Source organism: Exiguobacterium sp. KKBO11 (assembly GCF_001644945.1).
Taxonomy (GTDB): domain Bacteria; phylum Bacillota; class Bacilli; order Exiguobacteriales; family Exiguobacteriaceae; genus Exiguobacterium_A; species Exiguobacterium_A abrahamii.
In genome coordinates this window covers 111464-130058 of sequence record NZ_LUCU01000022.1, presented here as the reverse complement: position 1 = coordinate 130058, position 18595 = coordinate 111464, and the positions used below count along the sequence as shown (strand labels likewise).

Here is an 18595-nt window from a genome sequence, read left to right as displayed (position 1 = left end):
ACAGGTAGGAGGAACGCCATTCATGAGAACCATCATCTCGATCCAAGGGGCTATGGCATCCGGGAAGACGACGCTTGCGCAAGCGCTCGAAGACGCTTACCCGGAGTTGCATGTCTATTATGAAAATCCGTATCCGATCGTTCAAAAACGAAAGGAGCTCGAATTAGACATCCGTACCGAAGACGGATTCGTTGAGAATCAGCGCTTGTTCATTCAAGCGGAACTCGAACGGTTTCGCCATTTTCCCGACGGACACATCATATTAGATCGTGGTCCGGAAGATCTTGAATTTTATACGCTTCATTATCCACAGGTACATGGGTATGACTGGGATATGGAATTCCGTTTAAAGACAGAACTAGAGGCATTAAGAAGATGCCGATCAGACCTGATTCTTTATTTACGGGCACCAGACCATCTCTTACGAGAGCGGCGCGACGCCGATCAGACAAGAACGCGCCAATCTTTCGCACAACACGAACCGCTTTGGAAACTTGAAGAAAACTGGTTTGAACGGTTTCCGGTCTATTCGATTGATACGACAGCGAAATCGCTGGAGCAAGTCCGACAAGCAGCGGTTCATCGGTTGGCTGTCACCGGAATCTTAGGAAGGGAGAATGAGATATGAATGTAAAAGGGATGACCTATCCCCTCATCGAAGGACAAGACGAAAAACAGGTTTACTGGATAGAAAAAGGAGAAGCGGTTCAGATTGGACAGACTTACGAAACGATTTGGTTAGAAAAAACATCACATCAATCCATCCTTGTACGGGAGCAAGAATTAGTGTCAGAAAAAATTGGCAATCGAACGATTCGTTTGACGATGGATGCAGAAAGTTATGCGCCGCTCGAATTCGTCGAGTACCAAGAAGGTGTTCAAACCGTTCATGCGTTGTATCGAACGGATGAAGTCGTGATCACGCGAGGAAATGAGCAATCTGTCTTGCCCATCCGTACGAAAAGTGTTGATCTGTTTTCAATCGAATTGTTGTTGCGATCATTACCACTAACCGTCGATTCGACGCTCTCGTTCAACGGTTTTAGTGCCGTTTCCGGACGTGAGGTGCCGATTCAGGTGCACCCTCTGCGGCACGAACTATTGACGACTGAGTCAGGCGAACACGTAGAGACGCTTTACGTTCAAATTACGTTTGGTGAGCGGATTCAGTATTACTGGATTGATCCAGTCAAGCGTGAGCTGTTAAAACAGTCCTCCCAGATTGCCGACGGGGTCTCATTGGAATTTCGTCGATGAAAAAAAGAGCTGACTCAAAAGTCAGTCTCTACAAAGAAAAGGGTGGCAGAATGATGATCTGCCACCCTTTTCTCGTAAAAATGACGCGTCACACGCCACTCCTACAGGAAAAAGCGCATTATGCGCTGTCAGAGACAAACAAGACCCGCTTTCCTGCTTAAATGAAGCAGGAAAACTGGCTTGTGTCTCGCCTGAGGAAAGGGCGTGAAAAGACGCGTCATTCTTTTTTGAGTCAGCTCCATTTGTTATAGCTGAAAATGGTGTTGCATCGCTTCGAAAATCCGTTTACTTGCTTTTGTATCGTCAAACGCATAGATATGGCTGAGATGACGTTTGAATTTTTTAGGCATCTTCGATTCGCGTAGTGATTCCATCAAGGCGTCTCTTGTTTCGATGACGTCTCCTGGTAACAAATCCGTCGATTCGCCGGCGTTATCTTCGCCAACTAAGACAGGTGGGCGGTAGTAGATGACCTTTTTGTGCATCAAAGAAAAATCGAGACCGACACTCGAATAATCGGTAATCAACACATGATGATTTTCAAGTAGCTCCTTGACTGTGAACGCATCCTGACTGATGACATCGACGAAGTCCGAGTGGAACAAGTGGCTGAATTTTTGGAAATTGCGATGAAGATAGAACGAGACTTCAGCCTTGTTGTCCATTACTAAGCTTTTCAACCGTTCGTCCGTGATCAACGCTTGAAACTCCTGGTAATAGTCGCTTTCCATGAACTGTTCGTCTGAATACGTATCGAGTTTTGGTCGCCACGTCGGCATGATCAACAGCTTTTTCCGGTTTTTGTATCGCTTGAGCCAACGTGATCGTACCGTGATCAAGTGGTCGAATCGGGCGAGACCCGTTACGATGATTTCGTCAGGATGAAAACCGTAATCGCGGGCGATGAGTTGTTTTTCCCGCTCCGAGGAGACGACGAATAAGTCGGTAAATGGATGCGGCATCTTTTTCCCATAAATGTGACTGACATCTTTTGATCCGATGACACCATGTTGCAAGAACAGCTTTTGTTTCGTTTGCATCAATGCTTCCGTGTGATAGGTAGCGAACGGTAAGGCATAACTGGAAGAATGCGTATGGCAGAGAATGTCTGCTGCTTGGACGACCTCGATGTTCTCTGGTGACTTGTAGAACACGATATGGTTCTCATATCCGACAAGATTTTTGAGGTCCGGACTCGATCGACTGATGATGTAGAAGATATTGAAGCGCTTCTGATGCTGGTCAACGAGATACTTGAAGAAAATCATCCCATTATCTTGTGCTTTATCCGGATATTCAAAACAGATAATTGTCTTCTTATTTGGATCCAGTCCAAGTAACGGTTGAGGGTCCGCATAATACTTGACGGTCTCGACCGGCACTGGGATCAGACGCATCGCAAGGCGTTCCGACACGGTTGAATAAGGGCGGACCAAAACGTCATGTTGCTCATTAAGCGATAACCAGTGCTCATCGTTCAAGAGTTCCGGGTGATTTTTGAAGTGACGAATCCGCGGTGTGAAACCAGAGATCGGCATCTCACGAATCGTAAATCCGAACATGAGGTCATAGATGTTCGCATTGAACGCGTCGTAGTTATACCGGTCACCGAGTAACTGCTCGACGAGTTTTGGTTCGATCACGGCTTCGACTTCTGTCTTGAAGCGACGAGCATCAACTGGTGTGACGTTGAAGCGATTAATCGGCAGGGCGATTTTTTGTTCCTGATGTCTGATTTTAATGAAGCAATGTGGCTGTTTCACTTCGAAATACTTTGAGTGAAACGAAAACTTCAATAGAAGGACGTCGTCTTGACGAGTGATGCCCTCAAATAGGACGTCTTGATCATAAAAATTCATGATGGACGGTTTTTTGTTATAGATCAGACTGAGCTCGTAGTCTTGGTCGATGAAAATGAAATAGGAATGTTTCCCTTGTTTGATGTAGCTATTCGGTGCGATGTCCAGTGGTTCCGAAAGATGTTTGAACGAAATCGGTTTACCGGATTTATCGACGAATTTAACAGGATGATTCTTTTTTTTGAAGATATCGAGCAATGTATCAATCGATAGCACAAAGGCTGTCTCTATTTTTTGGAGTGGTATCAGTTGTTCATTGATCGATAACTGTAGGCTTTGGTGCGGAAGATTCTCGATCAAAAACGTATGATCACGACAAGTGATTTTCATTGGTGCATGGCTTCCTTTCATACTCTGATTCAGTCGTTCTTAAACTACATCACTTACCATACAATATCTTCCGATTTCTGCAAAGATGTAGATTGATTGGAAACCAATGCAGTATAGTCTACTGGCTGAAGGATATTGGGAAAAGACAGACGTTACCGTATCTTCGACAGATCATTGGTTGCAGAACCATGACAATGATTGGATATTATGCAAAACCGATTGACTTTGTTCGTAAAAAAGGAGATAAATAGAAACTGTATTGGTAAATGCGACTAGTATCGCAAGAGGTTTATGAAAAAGCAAAGTCGGCTATATATAGAGGTTGAACTCACAGAAAAAAACAGGGATCAATCTTGAAGGGTGAAGGGGAGTAATGACAGATGCTGTATACGGTAACATCGACATTACCACCAAAACACGGTGGTAGAACGAAGTCGTTATTGAGTCGAATCGCACTCATGGAACGAGAACTTGGCGCCGGTTCAACAATCGTTACGACGAACTACAATGCCAACTACATGGAAGTCTACGAATTGTTCCGAACAGAAGAGAAGGTCGGTCCGAAAGTACAATTTGAAAATATCTACGATTGGCTATCAGATTACAAATTGTTAAGTATTCCAACGACTCGTTTTCGTAACAAACCGATCATCAAAGAAACGGAGCGCGAAATCGAAGGATTGAAAAGCGTCGAGAAAAAAAACAGTGACGCCGTTCGTTATTATGATGAGGAAGATGAGTATGTCCTCTACCGTAAATTTTACCCTGAAACGCAAGTCGTCGAATTCGAGGATTTCATGACGAACGCTTCCCGTAAAAAAGTCGAGCGCTGGGAATATAACGTCTATGGTCAATTGCACCGGAAGACGATTTATTCGCCGGTCCATCATGGAAAGATGATGGAAGAGCTATATGATTCGGAAGGCAATGTCTATTGTAAGAAGTTCTACAATGAAATGGCGCGCCCGAAGCTCATCTTGATTCAGTTATACCGGAACGGCAGAATGTACAAAGCGTTCAAAAAAGAGAAGGATTTATTTGAGTATTACTTCAATCGATTGTTTAAAGACGGTGATGTCTTGTTCGTCGATGCGCGTTTACTGGACCGCTCGATTCTCAACATCAAAGCAGATGTCAAACGAGTCATGGTCATCCACAACTCACACTTGGATGGTTCGACCGTCAAAGGATCATATACGACGATGTTCTCGGAATCCGATAAAGTGACACGTTTCATCAGTCTGACGAATCACCAAAAAGAAGACATTTTGGAGCGGTATAACATCCCGGAAGAGAAGATTTCCATCATTCCGCACTTTATCGTCCCAGAACAAACGCAACGACGCGAACAGGTCAAGGATCAATTCTGTTTCATCGGTCGATTCGGTTTGCAAAAACAGATGGATCATTTAATTAAGAGTTATGCGATCTTCAAACAATCAGGTCATACGACGAAGCTTGTGCTCTATGGCATGGACGAACAAGGGCAACTGGCGATGATGGAGAGTTTGATCGAGGAGCTCGGCTTACAGGATGATATCGAAATCCACGGCTTCACATCGAATCCGGCAGAAGTCTTCCGGGAATCGAAAGCATCACTGTTGACGAGTGAATTTGAAGGATTTGGACTGACGGTCATGGAAAGTATTAATGTCGGCTGTCCGGTCATTTCTTATGACGTCAAATACGGACCACGCGAAATCATCGCCCACGGCGAGAACGGCTACCTCGTTCCAGCGAACGACATGGAAGCTTTTGCTGCCGCGATGGTGCAACTCGTCGAACGACCACTCGCGCGCGTCGAGACGAAGCCATCGCTTTACCTCGAGACGGCTGTAAAGAACTACGGACGATTACTAGAAGAATTAAGCAATTAAACCTACTACTTGAACGATGAAGAGGATGAACGTTATGAAGAAAATTACGAAAGCCATTATTCCAGCAGCAGGACTCGGGACACGTTTCTTGCCTGCGACAAAAGCAATGCCAAAAGAGATGTTACCGATTCTCGATAAACCGACGATCCAGTATATCGTCGAAGAAGCGGCAAAAGCCGGCATCGAAGATATCATCATCGTCACGGGTAAACACAAACGGGCCATCGAAGATCATTTTGATAACCAAAAAGAACTCGAAATTACGCTCGAGAACTCTGGGAAGACCGAATTACTCGAGAAGGTTCAATTCTCGACGAACCTCGCGAACATCTTCTATGTCCGCCAAAAAGAACAAAAGGGTCTCGGTCATGCCATTTTGACGGCGAAACAATTCATCGGGAACGAACCGTTTGCAGTTTTACTCGGGGACGATATCGTCGAGTCGGATGATCCGGCAATCAAACAATTGATGGACGTCTACGAACAGACGGAGAAATCGGTCATCGGTGTACAAGAAGTCCGTCCGGAAGATACGCATCGTTACGGCATCATCGATCCTGTTTCACAAAACGGACGACTGTATGACGTGAAGAAATTCGTCGAAAAACCGGCTCCAGGCACAGCACCATCAAACCTCGCGATCATGGGACGTTACGTGCTGACACCGGATATCTTTGATTATCTAGCAAATCAAGGAGAAGGGGCAGGCGGTGAGATTCAATTGACGGATGCGATTGAGCGATTGAATGCGGATAGCCAAGTCTACGCGTATGATTTCGAAGGTAACCGTTATGACGTCGGAGAGAAACTCGGTTTCGTCAAGACGACGATTGAGTATGCGTTGAAAGATGCAGAGATGCGTGACGAGCTGAAAGCTTTTATCAAGACACTAGACATTTAACATGATGGACCACTCTGACATGATTCAGAGTGGTTTTTTTGTAATTCATGAAACCATTCCGTCTAGTCGAAACGTAGAAGAAAGGAGAAGAGAGGTGCTACATATGTTAACGTGGCTCGGTATGAGGACTGATAAAAAAGCAGAGCGACAATTTTTCGCAGGTGTCGAAAAGAAAAAAATCTCCCTAATCTTGCTTCTATCGCTTGCGATCTTGAAGGGTGTGAAGTGGGGAATGACAGTACTTATCCCAACTGCCTTTTTCAGTGATCCAATCGTTTCGGTGTTACCAGGCGTGCTTGGCGTCCTAACAGCAGTCGTTTTCGTGCTTTTGGTAGAGCGCTCCCTGCAGGATAAGTCGAGTGAAAAGTAAGAGATACACGAAGACCACCTGAAGTTGGTCGATTCAGATTGAAGACAAAGTGCAGTTTTTCTCTAATTGAGAAAGCTTGCGCTTTTTCGTTCATCTCGAATCATTTTCCAGGGTCAAGCTTCTCGCGGCTACTCCTGCTTGTTTTTCTCTATAAGGCGATTTTGAGCGAAAAAACTTTTGTGATACCTTTTCTCAATTCATCCAAATCAAACGAGAAATTGATGATTTCGTTCCATAATTTGCTTAGGTAGAACGTAATTGTCTCCTCGTTAAAAATAGGATAAATCTTTTTTTAGTTGAATTGGTAAAAAATAAATGTAATTATATAAATATAGTAAAATTGAATTGTGTTACTTCTATAAAAGTAAAATAAAGTATGAAGAATTGAGAGGTGATACAGAAAGATGAAAAATCAAATTTTAGAAAGTATTTTCGCAGTAATGTTTTTTCTTATTTTTCTAATGTTTTTTGAAGGAATGCCGAAGTCGACTGATACATGGGTCGAATATGGAATAAAGTCTGTGGCAATTGCTGTCATTTTCCTAATAACGGAAGGTATTTTTTCTAAAAAATCTCTCAAAAAAAACACATCAAATCAATAATGTATTCAATTGTTCTATTGCTGAGTACACGATAGAAGAAAGCCCACATGTGCTTCATAATGTGGGCTTTCTTCCATACAAAGTGATCAAGTGAAATATATTACGATATGACGAATCCATTATTTTCACGATGTTTATCTATGCTCTGATCATGATTATTTTTCTTTTAATTCTAACGATCTCCCTAAAATCAATAAATGTCATGAGTGACGAACTGAACTTGGTACAAAAGACATCAGATGTTCAAAGGCGTTTTTGCGCATGACAACTGATTGTTGTTGTAAAATGAGAACAACGACGGAACAGGTGAGGGGCGAACGGACATGACGAAACGATCCATCCAAGATGCTGCTTTTTTGGGCAAACGAAAACAAGTAATGCGCTGCATCGAACGTGGTGACGATCTGAACGAACTGGATGAAGAAGGATTTGCGGCGCTTCATTGGGCGATTCAGGAAGGGTACCTACGGATCGTCGAATTGTTGCTCGATCACGGGGCGGATGTCAACCTTCCGAATCAGGACGGGATGTCACCATTGCATATTGCGCTTTATGATCAAAAGACCGACATTGCGTTACTTTTGATCAAGCGAGGCGCTCATCTTGATTTAGATGAACACGGATTCTCAGCACTTCATTTAGTAGCGGGCCGGGGCGGCAATAAAAAAGTCTTACGGAAACTAGCGCAGAACGTCGAGTTGTTACATCAACGGACCGATGACGGGGAAGGTGTGACACCGCTACATTATGCGGCGCAGGAAGGTAAGTCGAAAAAAGTCCAGCTATTACTGGAGGCAGGAGCAGAAGTCGATGCTGTCGGACTAGACGGATTCACACCGCTGTATCTCGCAGTCGGAAATAATCATCCGAAAGCGGTCAAAGTGCTTCTAAAGGCAGGAGCTGACATCGAAGCGGAAAACGTCGCGGATGGCGATACGGCAGTCCTCGCATTAGCGAGTGCTTACGGCTATGAACGGGTCGTCCGGTTATTACTCTCTTATGGAGCCGATCCACTGCATCGAAATGAAGATGGACGGACAGCGCGTGATGCGGCACTTGATAACGAACACCATCAGATTGCGGAGATCTTGCGCCAAAAAGAGATTGATGCGTTATCTGAGGAAGAGAATAACTGAACGGTGGACGACAAGACAGGAAACATCTGCGGATGCTTCCTGTTTTTAATTTTTAAAGGATTTTTAAATTGCTTTGTCAAAATAGAGATAAGAGAACACTTATTCGTCATTGAAAGGAAGGTCGCATCATGAACGCAATCGATTGGACGGTATGGAATTTAAACGAAGTGAGAAGAAGAAGCATCAAAGTCTGGCAGTCGATTCCTGAAGATAAATTGAACTGGAAACCGGATGAGAACGCCATGACGTGTTTTGAGATGATCCGTCATGTGTTAGACAGCGAGTATTATTATTTCTTAGCGTTACAGAATCGAGGCAGTCTACCGTCGTATGAGTCCCCGTTTGAAGGGCGCGACTTCGTATCAGTGCAAGCTGAACTAGACTTTGCGGCAGTCTATCATGAGGAATTCATGGCATATGTCGAGCAACTACCGGAATCAGATTTAGCGATCGTTCAGATTGATCGTTCGGAATCAGGTTATGTGCGTTCGCTCGGTGATATGTTGTTACGAATTGCTTATCACGAAGCAGTGCATACAGGACAGTTACTCGATTACTTAAGAACAGCAGATGTTGAGCGGGTACGAGTTTGGGACTAAGGTAATTTAATGAGAAAAAGTGTTAGTAGTATGAGCTGCTAATGCAATCCGTCAGGTAGGGGGTAAAAATTTTGAAAATACGTTTAGCAACATCCAAAGACATGATGGCAGTAGCAAAGATTTACGTTGATACGTGGAGGACGACATACACCGGTTTAGTGCCCGATGCATATTTAGAACAACTCACTGTTCAACAAGCTGAACAAAAATGGATACAGTTTTTGAAAGATTCCTCACAAGATACATTCCTATATGTGGTATTAAATGAAAAGGGAATTATAATCGGATTCGCAGCAGCTCAAATTCATGCTAATGCTGGAGTACGGAAAGGAGAGTTGTCTGCCCTCTATATATTACCCGAAGCACACGGTTTAGGAATCGGCAAAAAGTTGATGGAGACTGTCAGCGTGCATTTCCTGAAAGCAGAGGTCTCCTCGATGATGGTTTGGGTAATGAAAAAGAATGAGCCAGGGCGTGCATTTTACAAACGACTTGGCGGCAAATACATAGGTCATCGTCAGAGTCGTTTTGGGAATGTCACTGTTAAAGATGAAGCATATGAATGGCTGGATGTCGCTATGCTTATCCATCATCAGAATTAAAAACAAGGAGGAAGTACGATGCATCTGTACTTCTTCCTTTTATGAATCACAGACTCCATTTCATTAGTAATCCTGCTTGTGTCAAACCGCCACCGAACCCATATAACAGGAGCATATCTCCCGCTTTGATTTTCCCCTCAGATATACCTTTATCTAAAGATAAGGGGATGGTCGCTGAAGAAGTGTTGCCATAATTGACTAGGCTGAAAAGCGTTTTATCAAAGGGAACCCCACTTTTATCGCAGATTGATTGAATCATGCGAAGGTTTGCACTATGTGGAATGAACCAATCGATTTGATCTAAAGTCATCGATGCTTGAGCCAGTACATATTTCATCCCATGAGGAACCGTGCTGACTGCCCATTTGTATACTTCTCGTCCATTTTGAACGATTTTGTTATTGTGAATAATAGGATTTTCGAACAATTGATTTGACAGGTTTGAGCAATATAGACTTGATCCTTTTTCTCCTTCCGAGTTCAAGTAGAAGGAAATAAAGTCAGACTGGACTTCATCACGTTCCACAAGAACAGCTCCGCTTCCGTCTCCAAACAAAATGCATGTATTTCGATCCGTGTAGTCAGTAATTTTAGAAAGTGTTTCTGCACCGATAACGAGAATTTTTTTATGAAGACCAGATGAAATTAATCCGTTCGCCAAGTGTAATCCGTATGTAAATCCCGCACAAGCAGCGTTCAGGTCAATTGTACCGGCATGTTTGATACCGAGTTTTGCTTGAACCAATGATGCGGTACTTGGTGTCTTAAAATCGGGTGACATCGTACAGATGATGATCATATCGACATCTTGAAATTCTTTATTGTAACGCAGTTTTAAATTCATGGCCGCTTGATATGCAAGATCACTTGTCGATTCAGTCTGAGCCGCGATTCTTCGTTCTTTGATGCCTGTTCGTTGAACTATCCATTCATCATTTGTTTCTACTAGTTTCTCTAAATCATGGTTCGTCATGATTTGATTTGGAACGTAAGAGCCGATTGCTGTAATTCGGGCATAAGATGCATTCAAGAATTGTTCCTCCTTGTAAAAAATATTCCTATAAAATTTAAAACTAGATATTAGTACTAGGTACTAATATAAATGTGATTTTGTTTTAATACAAGCAATATAACTGATAAGATTTTTTGTTAAATCAAATAGTTTAAAAAATAGAGTGGTTTCTAGCGAATGCAATAAAGGAGGAATAAGTCATGATCGGAATCAGCATCGCCACCACATGGGAGTTTGACGCAACACTTGCGTATTTTCATGTCTCGCCTGAAGATAGAATCACTTATCCATATGGTGAATACTTCACAAGTGAGATAAACGGGAAGACACTTCTGTTTTATAGCACGGGCGTTCGAAAAGTAAACGGTATCGGTGCCAATCAATACATGATTCTCCGTTTCTCATTGACGAAGGTCATCGTTGCCGGAACGTGTGCCGGGATTGACTCGAGGTACGACGTACTCGATATCATCGTGGCAGATCGTGCCGTTCAATATGATTGCACGGTCAAAGAGATTGAACCACTGATTAAACCCTCGTTCGTCGTCAATCTCGATGTATCGAAGTATGGCAACGACTTTCATCTCGGAACGATCGGAACGGCAGACCGTGCTGTCGTCATGTGGCGAGACTATATCGAACTGCGGGATAACGGATTGACGATTGCCGATACGGAAGCGGGGGCTATCGCGTACATCTGTCAGAAAAACGCCGTCGAATGTATCATCATCAAAGGTATCTCCGATTTTCCGACCGAAGAGAAGGAAGAAAATGCTGTCGAAGCAAACGTCGAACAGATGCGGATCTATATCGAGAACACACCAAAAGTCATGCAACGAATTTTTGCCGACTACTTATACCGGTTTTTAACGTAATCTTTCATCGATGCACTTCTTTTACATATTTTCCAAGTTTCTTGCGGCAATATAGTTCAGTAGCATTGTATTTTTTGAAATATGTTCTATCATAGTGAATGGAAACGTTTTCTTAAAATGGTGAGTACATACCGAACTGTACAAGAAATGCGCTGCAATCGTCAGGATTCGTAGGTGTAGAAGTAGATGGAGGGACATAGAAGCATGCAGGAATGGAAAGTATCTGGTCAACCGGGTCAGAAGCGGATTGATATTGAAAGCCGGTTTCGTCCGGAAATCGAAGGGCTACGCACGGTAGCTGCCTTACTCGTCGCAATCTATCATATTTGGTTCAATCGCGTCTCTGGAGGTGTCGATGTCTTCTTCGTCATCTCAGGTTTTTTGATCACGACATCGATCATCTCGACGATCAACCGGACAGGGGAGTTCAAATTCCTGCCGTACGTGACAAAGTTGCTGAAACGCCTCTTGCCATCCGTTTTGTTCATCTTAGGCGTCGTGTTAGTACTAAGCACATTTTTATTACCGGCATCAATTCTCGGGAAAACAATTCGTGAAGTCGTCGCCTCGATGTTCTTTTATCAAAACTGGCAACTCGCCGTCTCAAGTACGGATTACTTAGACGCGACCCAGATGAAGTCACCCGTCGAACATTTTTGGGCGCTATCGATCCAGTGGCAGTTTTATATGATTTGGTTCGTCTTATTCTCGTTCATCTTATGGATGATGAACACGTATCAGATCCGGTCGATTAAAACCGTTTTAAATGGGTTGCTTGGATTCCTATTCGTCACGTCACTCGCGTACTCAATCTACCTGACAGAAGTCAATCAGCCGTGGGCGTATTTCATTACGCCGACGCGGGTCTGGGAATTTGCCTTAGGTAGTCTGTTATGTGTGAACTTATCGGCGATTCGTGTTCCGAAGTGGATAGCGACGATCATCGGCTGGGTCGGTCTGATTGGCTTGCTGACGACTGGTGTTCTGTTTAACGTCTCGCAAATGTTCCCTGGCTATATCGCACTCTGGCCGATGACGTGCGCCTTGATAATCGTGTTATCAGGAACGCAAGAGACACGATTCGGATTAAAACGATTCCTCGGATCAAAGCCGATGGTCAAACTCGGCGGGATCGCGTTCGGGATTTACCTTTGGCACTGGGTGTTGCTTGAGTTCTATCGCTATAATGTTCAACAAACGCCAGGTCTGCTCGTCGGTACACTGATTATCGTTGCATCGATCGGTTTATCCTACTTGATGACGGAATGGGTTGAAAAACCGATTCGCACTTCGACTGTCAATCGGACAGCGTTCAAGAAGCTAGGTGCGCTGTTGACGGTCAACGTTTTGTTGATTGGATCCTTACTCGGACTCGCTTATATGGAAGAGCAAGAGCTGAAACAAGCTGTCAGCAAGAATAAGTATCCGGGTGCTTTAGCGATCGAACAGACACTGCCTGTACCGAAGCAAGATCCGTTCCCGTCTTATGCGAACGTCTTCAATGACTTACCGCTCGTCCATACGGATGGGAGCAACCAAGGGCTGCAAAAGACGGAAGCGAAAGTCGGCGAATACGGAAAGACGAAGGATTATAAAGCGACGATTGCGCTCGTCGGGAGCTCGCACTCGGAGCAATGGTTCGGTGCATTGCATGAAGCGATTAAAGGAACGGACATCCGTTTACTCAATCTGACTCGTTCAGGAACACGTTTTTCGACCGGCTATGAACCGGATTCCTTAAAAGGGATCTGGAACCAGAATGTCTTGAACTACTTGAAAGATGCTGACGTCGATTTGATCATCTCGCACGTGACTGCAGCAGATGCTTCAAAAGACAGCATTCATCAACAAATGGTCGACCAGATGCAGTTCGTCAAAGACGAGTATGGGATCGATGGTCTAGCACTCCGGGATAATCCACGATACGATTTCAACGTACTCGAGGCGCTCGAGACGACAAGCATCGCGGATACGACGAAACAGATGAATACGCAACCGAACCAAACGGATGAGGCGTACTGGAAACAGTTCGAAAAAACGAACCAGTCGCTCCATAAGCTGGATTTGACGCGTTACTTCCACGTCAAAGGCGAGTATCGCCCTGTCATCGGTAATGTCGTCATCTATCGTGACAACAGCCATATGACGAATACGTATGCGGAAAGCTTTGCTCCGATGTTCAAGAAAAAGCTCGACGAAGTGCTCGCGGACAAATTAGCGAGTACAACAGCTAACACGAACCAATAGAAATTGAGGGCGTGTCGTGAAGCTTAACGAGGAGGCAATGAAAGAAACCATGGCAAATGTTAAGGCAAAGTTTAATCGGTGTTTAAAACTAATCGAAAAATACCCACAAGCTTTCATAGTGGGGAATGGGTCAACGGAAAATGAGATTCTTGAAGTCGAACATCGTCTTCAGGTCACGTTTCCGCCAATGTACAAAGAATTTCTAAAAAAGTTTAGTTATCTGGCTACGCATGATGAAGAGATCTGGGGAATCAGTCCATCAAACAACCAGTTAGATCTTGTATTTAGACTTGAAAAATATAACAAGGAACTCCGAAGCAAATCTCAAAGTGAAGTTCCTTCACATTTAATCGGAATACAAATGGAAGACTTTAGTTCGTCGCTCATTTGTCTAGACTTACAAGCCTTGACCTACCATGATCAAGAGGCAAAAGTATGTTTTTACCCAAGTGATGACGAACCTTACTATGCAGATTCCTTCACGGAAAGATTATTTGAGGTGTGTGATAGTGGCGTGTCAACGTATTTAGAGGATATAGAGGACGAATCCTCTACTCCAATCGAAAAGGTGAGTGCGATCAAGACGGAGCATAAGGATATTTATTCCGAAGCAAAAGCATTGATCCATGCACATCCAGAGTTATCTGAGTTTGGAGAAGGGATTTCGGACGCTGAAGTCGAGGTAATTGAAAAAGAGTTAAACGTCACCTTACCTGAAAGTTACGTGACATTTATGAAAGAATTCGGAGGGGGTATCTTTGGAGACAACCAGTTTTTTACGATGTTCAATGATGAATTAGTAAAAACGAATCTCGAATTGTATCATCCAACAGAATTTGAGCATGCTCTTTCAAAACATCTAGTGGCTGTCTATTTTGATGATCTTGAGGAATTTTATGCGTGTCTTGATTTCAAAAATATAGTGAATGGTGAGCCTAAAGTAGTGTATCGAGAAGTGAACGTACCGGAAGAAGACTATGATGATCGTGATGCATTCAAATCGTTCTCCGATTTTCTCTACTACATTATTCAAGACACCGTTGAGGTCAATAGCTGATATCATCCGATCGACTACGTAAATGCTCGATTTTTCCGTCAAACGAATAAGCAACGTAATGAAACGGCTTGAGTCCAGAATTCAAAAGGACTCAAGCCGTTTTCCTATTCTTAGCATCACTTAACGTATGGACCATGCAGAAGGGCTGAACGAAAACACAGAAAAACTCCCTTCAAAATAAACGGTTGAAAGAATGAAACCGTCTGTTTTGAGAGGGAGCGTTTATTCAACAGATTGAAACAATTAAACGGAATAACTGCCGTCCGGTTGCTCACGTAATTCGAGTGCTCCAGTGCGAACCTGTGGATTCGTCCCGAAGTACGCATCGACGACGCGGGAAGCGGCGAAGCCGTCCTCCATCGGACCGTACGTCGCACGGAACGTATCGAGTTGCGCTTGATACATTTTCTTCAGACGCGGAATGTCCGATAAGGCGTGAAGCAAAGCCTCTTCCGTCTCTAAGATGGGTCCCGGAAGATCGTTGTAGTAATCGAGATAGAATCCGCGTAGCGTGTCCCGATAGAGATCAAGGTCATACGCATAGAACATCATCGGTCGATTCATGTTCGCGAAGTCGAAGAAGACAGAGGAATAGTCCGTGATCAGCAGATCCGTGATTAAATACAATTCCTGAATGTCCGGATAGGCTGTCACGTCAATGAATTGTTCCCGGTGCTGTGCCGGAATCTTCGGCTTTTTCGTGACGAGCACGTGCGTCCGAATCAAGAAGACGTACTCATCGCCTAACGCTTCCGCGACACGGTCGAAATCAAACGGATAGTCGAAGTAGAACTTCCCTTTGCCAAGCGATTGATGATCGCGGAAGGTCGGTGCATACAAGATGACTTTTTTGCCTTCCGGTAGTTGCAACTGCGTCCGAATCCGCTCGATCGTTGCTTCATCATTCGCCGTAAAGAAGAGGTCATTTCGCGGATAACCGGATTCGACGACAGGACCGCTATACTGGAATGCACTTCTAAAGGTGTTCGTCGCATAAGGACTCGGAGACAAGAGGACGCTCCATTGCGCGATCGAATTCGTCACTCGTTCGACGTAGCCTTCATCCCGTCCATGGATCTCATCTAAGTCGAACAACATCTTCTTCAACGGCGTGCCGTGCCACGTTTGGATGTACGTCGTCTCTTTCCGCCGCGTCATGTAGTGCGGGAAGTTCTGATTGTTGACCCAGAACTTCGCTGTCGCCATGTAATAGAAGTAGGCGGGAGACAGGCGTTTGACGACTTTTGCATTCGGATCACTCAGATAGAGCTTTTTGTTATAGATCCAGACGACTTTATAGCCGAGAGCTTGTTTCTTCAGTTCTTCGTAAATGTAACGCGGGCTGTCCGCGTAATGTTTACCGAGACCGCTCTCGAAGACGACAAGTTTTGGGTCGACCGGTAAGACGCGTTGCATGAGTCGATATCCTGCCTTCATCGTCGGGAAGTAGAACCGGCTCCGACGATAGACCTTAAAGATGATGTTCGCCGCTTCGTTCGTCTGAATCTTCTCTAAAAGACTCGTCTGCTTCGTATAGTTCGCGATTGTTTGATAGACCTGATCGGAATAGGTCGTATCCGTTTTCGTCAAGAAGACGTCAGCGCGGCGTTTGAATTCGTCATCCATCTCAAAATGACGGCGTGCCGTCGCATCGAGATCCTCGAACAAGTCATCGATCGTCTTCGAGATCCGCCCCGGTAATTCGTTTTCGAGATCGAGATACGAACCGAGTGGACCGATGAAGCGTTTCGGGTCGAATTGCAGGTAATGGACCGGTCGTTTCAAGAAACTGAAGTCAAAGGCGACACTCGAGTAGTCGGTGACGAGCAAGAGGCTCTCTTTTAACAACCCTTGGACATCACGTTCGCCTTGATGGATGACCGTGATCGGTAAGTTCTCGAAGTGACTCGAATATTGCTGCATGTTCGGGTGCAGGCAAAGGACGATCTCGAGACGATGTTGTTTTGCGTATGCATGCAGACGCTCACTCGATAGGAACGCTTGGTACTGCTGATAATATTCCGATTCGAAGAACTGGAGTGGCGTCTGTAGCCACGAGCGCCACGTCGGAATGACGAGCATCTGACGTTTGACTGGGACGTCATCATTCAAGAGGGCATCAAAACGAGACAAACCGGTGATTTTGACCTCTCGCTCAGCGTAGCCCATGTCTTGTGTGACAAGTCGTTTCTCACGCTCGGAACTGACGAGGAACAGATCCGTATCGAAGGCAGCGGCAAATTTCCCGTATTGGTCATTCATGTTCTTCGTTCCGAGAACCCCGTGTTGGATGAAGACACGATCCGCCCGCATCTTCCGTTTGAACGGTTCGGACCGGAGCGGATACAAGTATTCCGCATGATGTGTCCCGATGACCTTCTTCGCCATCAACGAGTGATAGATGTGTTCCTTCGATTTGATCGGCAAGACGTTTCCGAGCGGAGCAACTTGTGCGTATTCGTTCGACGTCGGATCGATGACGTAATAGACCGGTCGCTCCGGATAGGTTTCGCGCATATATTTGAAGAAGTGATATCCGTTGTCCTGCGCTTTATAGGGACGTTCTCCGACGAGCCACGTGTTCTTCTCGGCAAACAGCCGGTAGAGCGGGGCGAACGTCATCAGGTGATTCAGATAGGCGTAATTTTCATTCGTAAACTCGGTCATCTCAAACGATAGATTCCGGTGACCGACCGTGTAGTACGGAATGATGTGCATCGTCGACGTATCATCTTTCCCTAACGCTTCCGGTGTCAGTTGACGCGTGATGTACCGGGCGCGACCGAGACGGTGTAATTTTGGTTCCGACCGGTGATAGAAGTCGAGTGCAACGAAGGCGTCATAAACCCCTTCTTGTAATTGAGCTGCTTGATAGAGTTGCGACCAGTGGATCGTCGCCGTGTAGTGATAACGATACAATCCGAATTTTTTCGCACTTGTCTCATTTTGGTACAACCAATCGATTGGGACCGGGACTTGATTGCCACTTTCCCGGTGCACGAGGAGCAATCGTCCCGTCTTGATGAACGCGTGACGGGTAAAGGCTTTCCCGCTGATGATTGTCGTCGCTTTCGTCTCATTGCGGACCGCATCAATCTGAATCTTCGGCTTAATCTGCGGTTCTTTATTCAACAATAGACGTAGGTTGCCTTTTAAATCCGTATACAACTGGACGAATTCGTTGGACGTCTCATCCATCAATGGCGCGACCGGCGCAGGAATCTGCGTATCAACGAAACGTCCTAACAGAATCTTGCGGGTGAAGACGGATGCATCGAGCGTAGCATGACTTGGCAATCCGTCAGACTCCCATTTGTGTAGTTGCTCCGGTGTGAGATGTTCGACTTTTTTCGTAAACATCAGCCAGAGTGAAAACCGACCGATCGGATAGGCAGTATCTTGATCGGCTTCGACGGACTCGATCTCAGCAAGACCGTCCTCTTCAACCGTCGGAACGTCCGCATCTTGCATCTGAGCAGCATGTTGACTCAGCTGAGAGACGAGCGTATGAGGCAGTTGGAAAGAGAAGCGATGATCGTGCTGTTGGTTCGGCACTTCAAGGACCGTCTCTTGCAAACGATCGCGAATGAGTAAGGACGTGATCGTCAGCAACGGATCGTTCAATTGACCGGATAGCGTATAGTCTGTCGGTGAGGATTGAATCTGTAACGACTCTTTTAACACCGATCGTTTAAGTTTCTTTGGTTTCTTCGGAAGTACAGTGTGCCCGAATTGGAGCACCCGGAGAACAGATTTAAACAGCATGGAATCAAGGGACCTCCTACTAGGTGATATTTTATGAAAGCGTTATCTTCCATTAGCATTCTATCACAATCAATAGCTAAAACATCCCAAATTTTGAAAAACAATA

14 protein-coding genes are annotated in these 18595 nt (G+C 44.8%); 11 read left to right on the top strand and 3 right to left on the bottom strand.

Going from position 1 to position 18595, the window contains the following annotated elements:
- Nucleotides 1–22: 22 nt before the first annotated feature.
- On the top strand, nt 23–628 hold the full coding sequence (locus AYO36_RS07685; RefSeq protein WP_064300052.1) for an AAA family ATPase: 606 nt from the start codon (nt 23–25) through the stop codon (nt 626–628).
- A complete protein-coding gene (locus AYO36_RS07680) occupies nt 625–1257 on the top strand; it encodes a DUF3108 domain-containing protein (protein WP_064300051.1) in 633 nt (210 codons plus the stop codon). The genes AYO36_RS07685 and AYO36_RS07680 overlap by 4 nt, the downstream gene beginning before the upstream one ends.
- Nucleotides 1258–1502: 245 nt before the next feature.
- Here AYO36_RS07680 and AYO36_RS07675 read toward each other — a convergent pair whose 3' ends face one another.
- Complete coding sequence (locus tag AYO36_RS07675; RefSeq protein WP_064300050.1) at nt 1503–3446, bottom strand: CDP-glycerol glycerophosphotransferase family protein; 1944 nt, start codon at nt 3444–3446, stop codon at nt 1503–1505.
- Between the two features lie 380 nt (nt 3447–3826).
- Here AYO36_RS07675 and AYO36_RS07670 point away from each other — a divergent pair, with 380 nt between their 5' ends.
- From AYO36_RS07670 to AYO36_RS07640, 6 genes are all read left to right on the top strand, one after another.
- Nucleotides 3827–5323: a glycosyltransferase gene (locus AYO36_RS07670; RefSeq protein ID WP_064300049.1), complete on the top strand. Its 1497-nt coding sequence runs from the start codon at nt 3827–3829 to the stop codon at nt 5321–5323.
- A gap of 34 nt (nt 5324–5357) precedes the next feature.
- Nucleotides 5358–6224, top strand: a complete 867-nt coding sequence (gene galU / locus AYO36_RS07665) for a UTP--glucose-1-phosphate uridylyltransferase GalU (protein ID WP_064300048.1) — start codon at nt 5358–5360, stop codon at nt 6222–6224.
- Nucleotides 6225–6318: 94 nt separating this feature from the next.
- Complete coding sequence (locus tag AYO36_RS07660; protein WP_064300047.1) at nt 6319–6594, top strand: hypothetical protein; 276 nt, start codon at nt 6319–6321, stop codon at nt 6592–6594.
- Nucleotides 6595–7519: 925 nt separating this feature from the next.
- Nucleotides 7520–8332 carry an ankyrin repeat domain-containing protein gene (locus AYO36_RS07650; RefSeq protein WP_064300045.1) on the top strand — a complete coding sequence of 271 codons (813 nt, stop codon included), beginning with the start codon at nt 7520–7522 and terminating at the stop codon, nt 8330–8332.
- A 128-nt stretch (nt 8333–8460) separates the two neighbouring features.
- Complete coding sequence (locus AYO36_RS07645; RefSeq protein ID WP_064300044.1) at nt 8461–8931, top strand: DinB family protein; 471 nt, start codon at nt 8461–8463, stop codon at nt 8929–8931.
- A gap of 71 nt (nt 8932–9002) precedes the next feature.
- On the top strand, nt 9003–9533 hold the full coding sequence (locus AYO36_RS07640; RefSeq protein ID WP_064300043.1) for a GNAT family N-acetyltransferase: 531 nt from the start codon (nt 9003–9005) through the stop codon (nt 9531–9533).
- A gap of 46 nt (nt 9534–9579) precedes the next feature.
- Here the strand turns inward: AYO36_RS07640 and AYO36_RS07635 are convergent, their stop codons facing one another.
- Complete coding sequence (locus AYO36_RS07635) at nt 9580–10563, bottom strand: ketoacyl-ACP synthase III (protein ID WP_082874196.1); 984 nt, start codon at nt 10561–10563, stop codon at nt 9580–9582.
- 182 nt (nt 10564–10745) lie between these two features.
- Between AYO36_RS07635 and AYO36_RS07630 the strand changes: the two genes are divergently transcribed.
- The 3 genes from AYO36_RS07630 to AYO36_RS07620 all read left to right on the top strand — a co-directional run bounded on the left by AYO36_RS07630 (nt 10746) and on the right by AYO36_RS07620 (nt 14724).
- On the top strand, nt 10746–11420 hold the full coding sequence (locus AYO36_RS07630) for a 5'-methylthioadenosine/S-adenosylhomocysteine nucleosidase family protein (protein WP_064300042.1): 675 nt from the start codon (nt 10746–10748) through the stop codon (nt 11418–11420).
- A gap of 204 nt (nt 11421–11624) precedes the next feature.
- On the top strand, nt 11625–13667 hold the full coding sequence (locus AYO36_RS07625; protein WP_064300041.1) for an acyltransferase family protein: 2043 nt from the start codon (nt 11625–11627) through the stop codon (nt 13665–13667).
- A 37-nt stretch (nt 13668–13704) separates the two neighbouring features.
- On the top strand, nt 13705–14724 hold the full coding sequence (locus AYO36_RS07620; protein WP_064300040.1) for an SMI1/KNR4 family protein: 1020 nt from the start codon (nt 13705–13707) through the stop codon (nt 14722–14724).
- Between the two features lie 243 nt (nt 14725–14967).
- Here AYO36_RS07620 and AYO36_RS07615 read toward each other — a convergent pair whose 3' ends face one another.
- A complete protein-coding gene (locus AYO36_RS07615; RefSeq protein ID WP_064300039.1) occupies nt 14968–18489 on the bottom strand; it encodes a CDP-glycerol glycerophosphotransferase family protein in 3522 nt (1173 codons plus the stop codon).
- Between the last annotated feature and the right edge of the window lie 106 nt (nt 18490–18595).

What these genes read in the sequence shown, in the direction of transcription:
- AYO36_RS07685 (WP_064300052.1), top strand. Translation starts at nt 23, where the DNA reads ATGAGAACCATCATCTCGATCCAAGGGGCTATGGCATCCGGGAAGACG.
- AYO36_RS07680 (WP_064300051.1), top strand. Translation starts at nt 625, where the DNA reads ATGAATGTAAAAGGGATGACCTATCCCCTCATCGAAGGACAAGACGAA.
- AYO36_RS07675 (WP_064300050.1), bottom strand. Translation starts at nt 3,446, where the DNA reads ATGAAAATCACTTGTCGTGATCATACGTTTTTGATCGAGAATCTTCCG.
- AYO36_RS07670 (WP_064300049.1), top strand. Translation starts at nt 3,827, where the DNA reads ATGCTGTATACGGTAACATCGACATTACCACCAAAACACGGTGGTAGA.
- galU (WP_064300048.1), top strand. Translation starts at nt 5,358, where the DNA reads ATGAAGAAAATTACGAAAGCCATTATTCCAGCAGCAGGACTCGGGACA.
- AYO36_RS07650 (WP_064300045.1), top strand. Translation starts at nt 7,520, where the DNA reads ATGACGAAACGATCCATCCAAGATGCTGCTTTTTTGGGCAAACGAAAA.
- AYO36_RS07645 (WP_064300044.1), top strand. Translation starts at nt 8,461, where the DNA reads ATGAACGCAATCGATTGGACGGTATGGAATTTAAACGAAGTGAGAAGA.
- AYO36_RS07630 (WP_064300042.1), top strand. Translation starts at nt 10,746, where the DNA reads ATGATCGGAATCAGCATCGCCACCACATGGGAGTTTGACGCAACACTT.
- AYO36_RS07625 (WP_064300041.1), top strand. Translation starts at nt 11,625, where the DNA reads ATGCAGGAATGGAAAGTATCTGGTCAACCGGGTCAGAAGCGGATTGAT.
- AYO36_RS07620 (WP_064300040.1), top strand. Translation starts at nt 13,705, where the DNA reads ATGAAAGAAACCATGGCAAATGTTAAGGCAAAGTTTAATCGGTGTTTA.
- AYO36_RS07615 (WP_064300039.1), bottom strand. Translation starts at nt 18,489, where the DNA reads ATGCTGTTTAAATCTGTTCTCCGGGTGCTCCAATTCGGGCACACTGTA.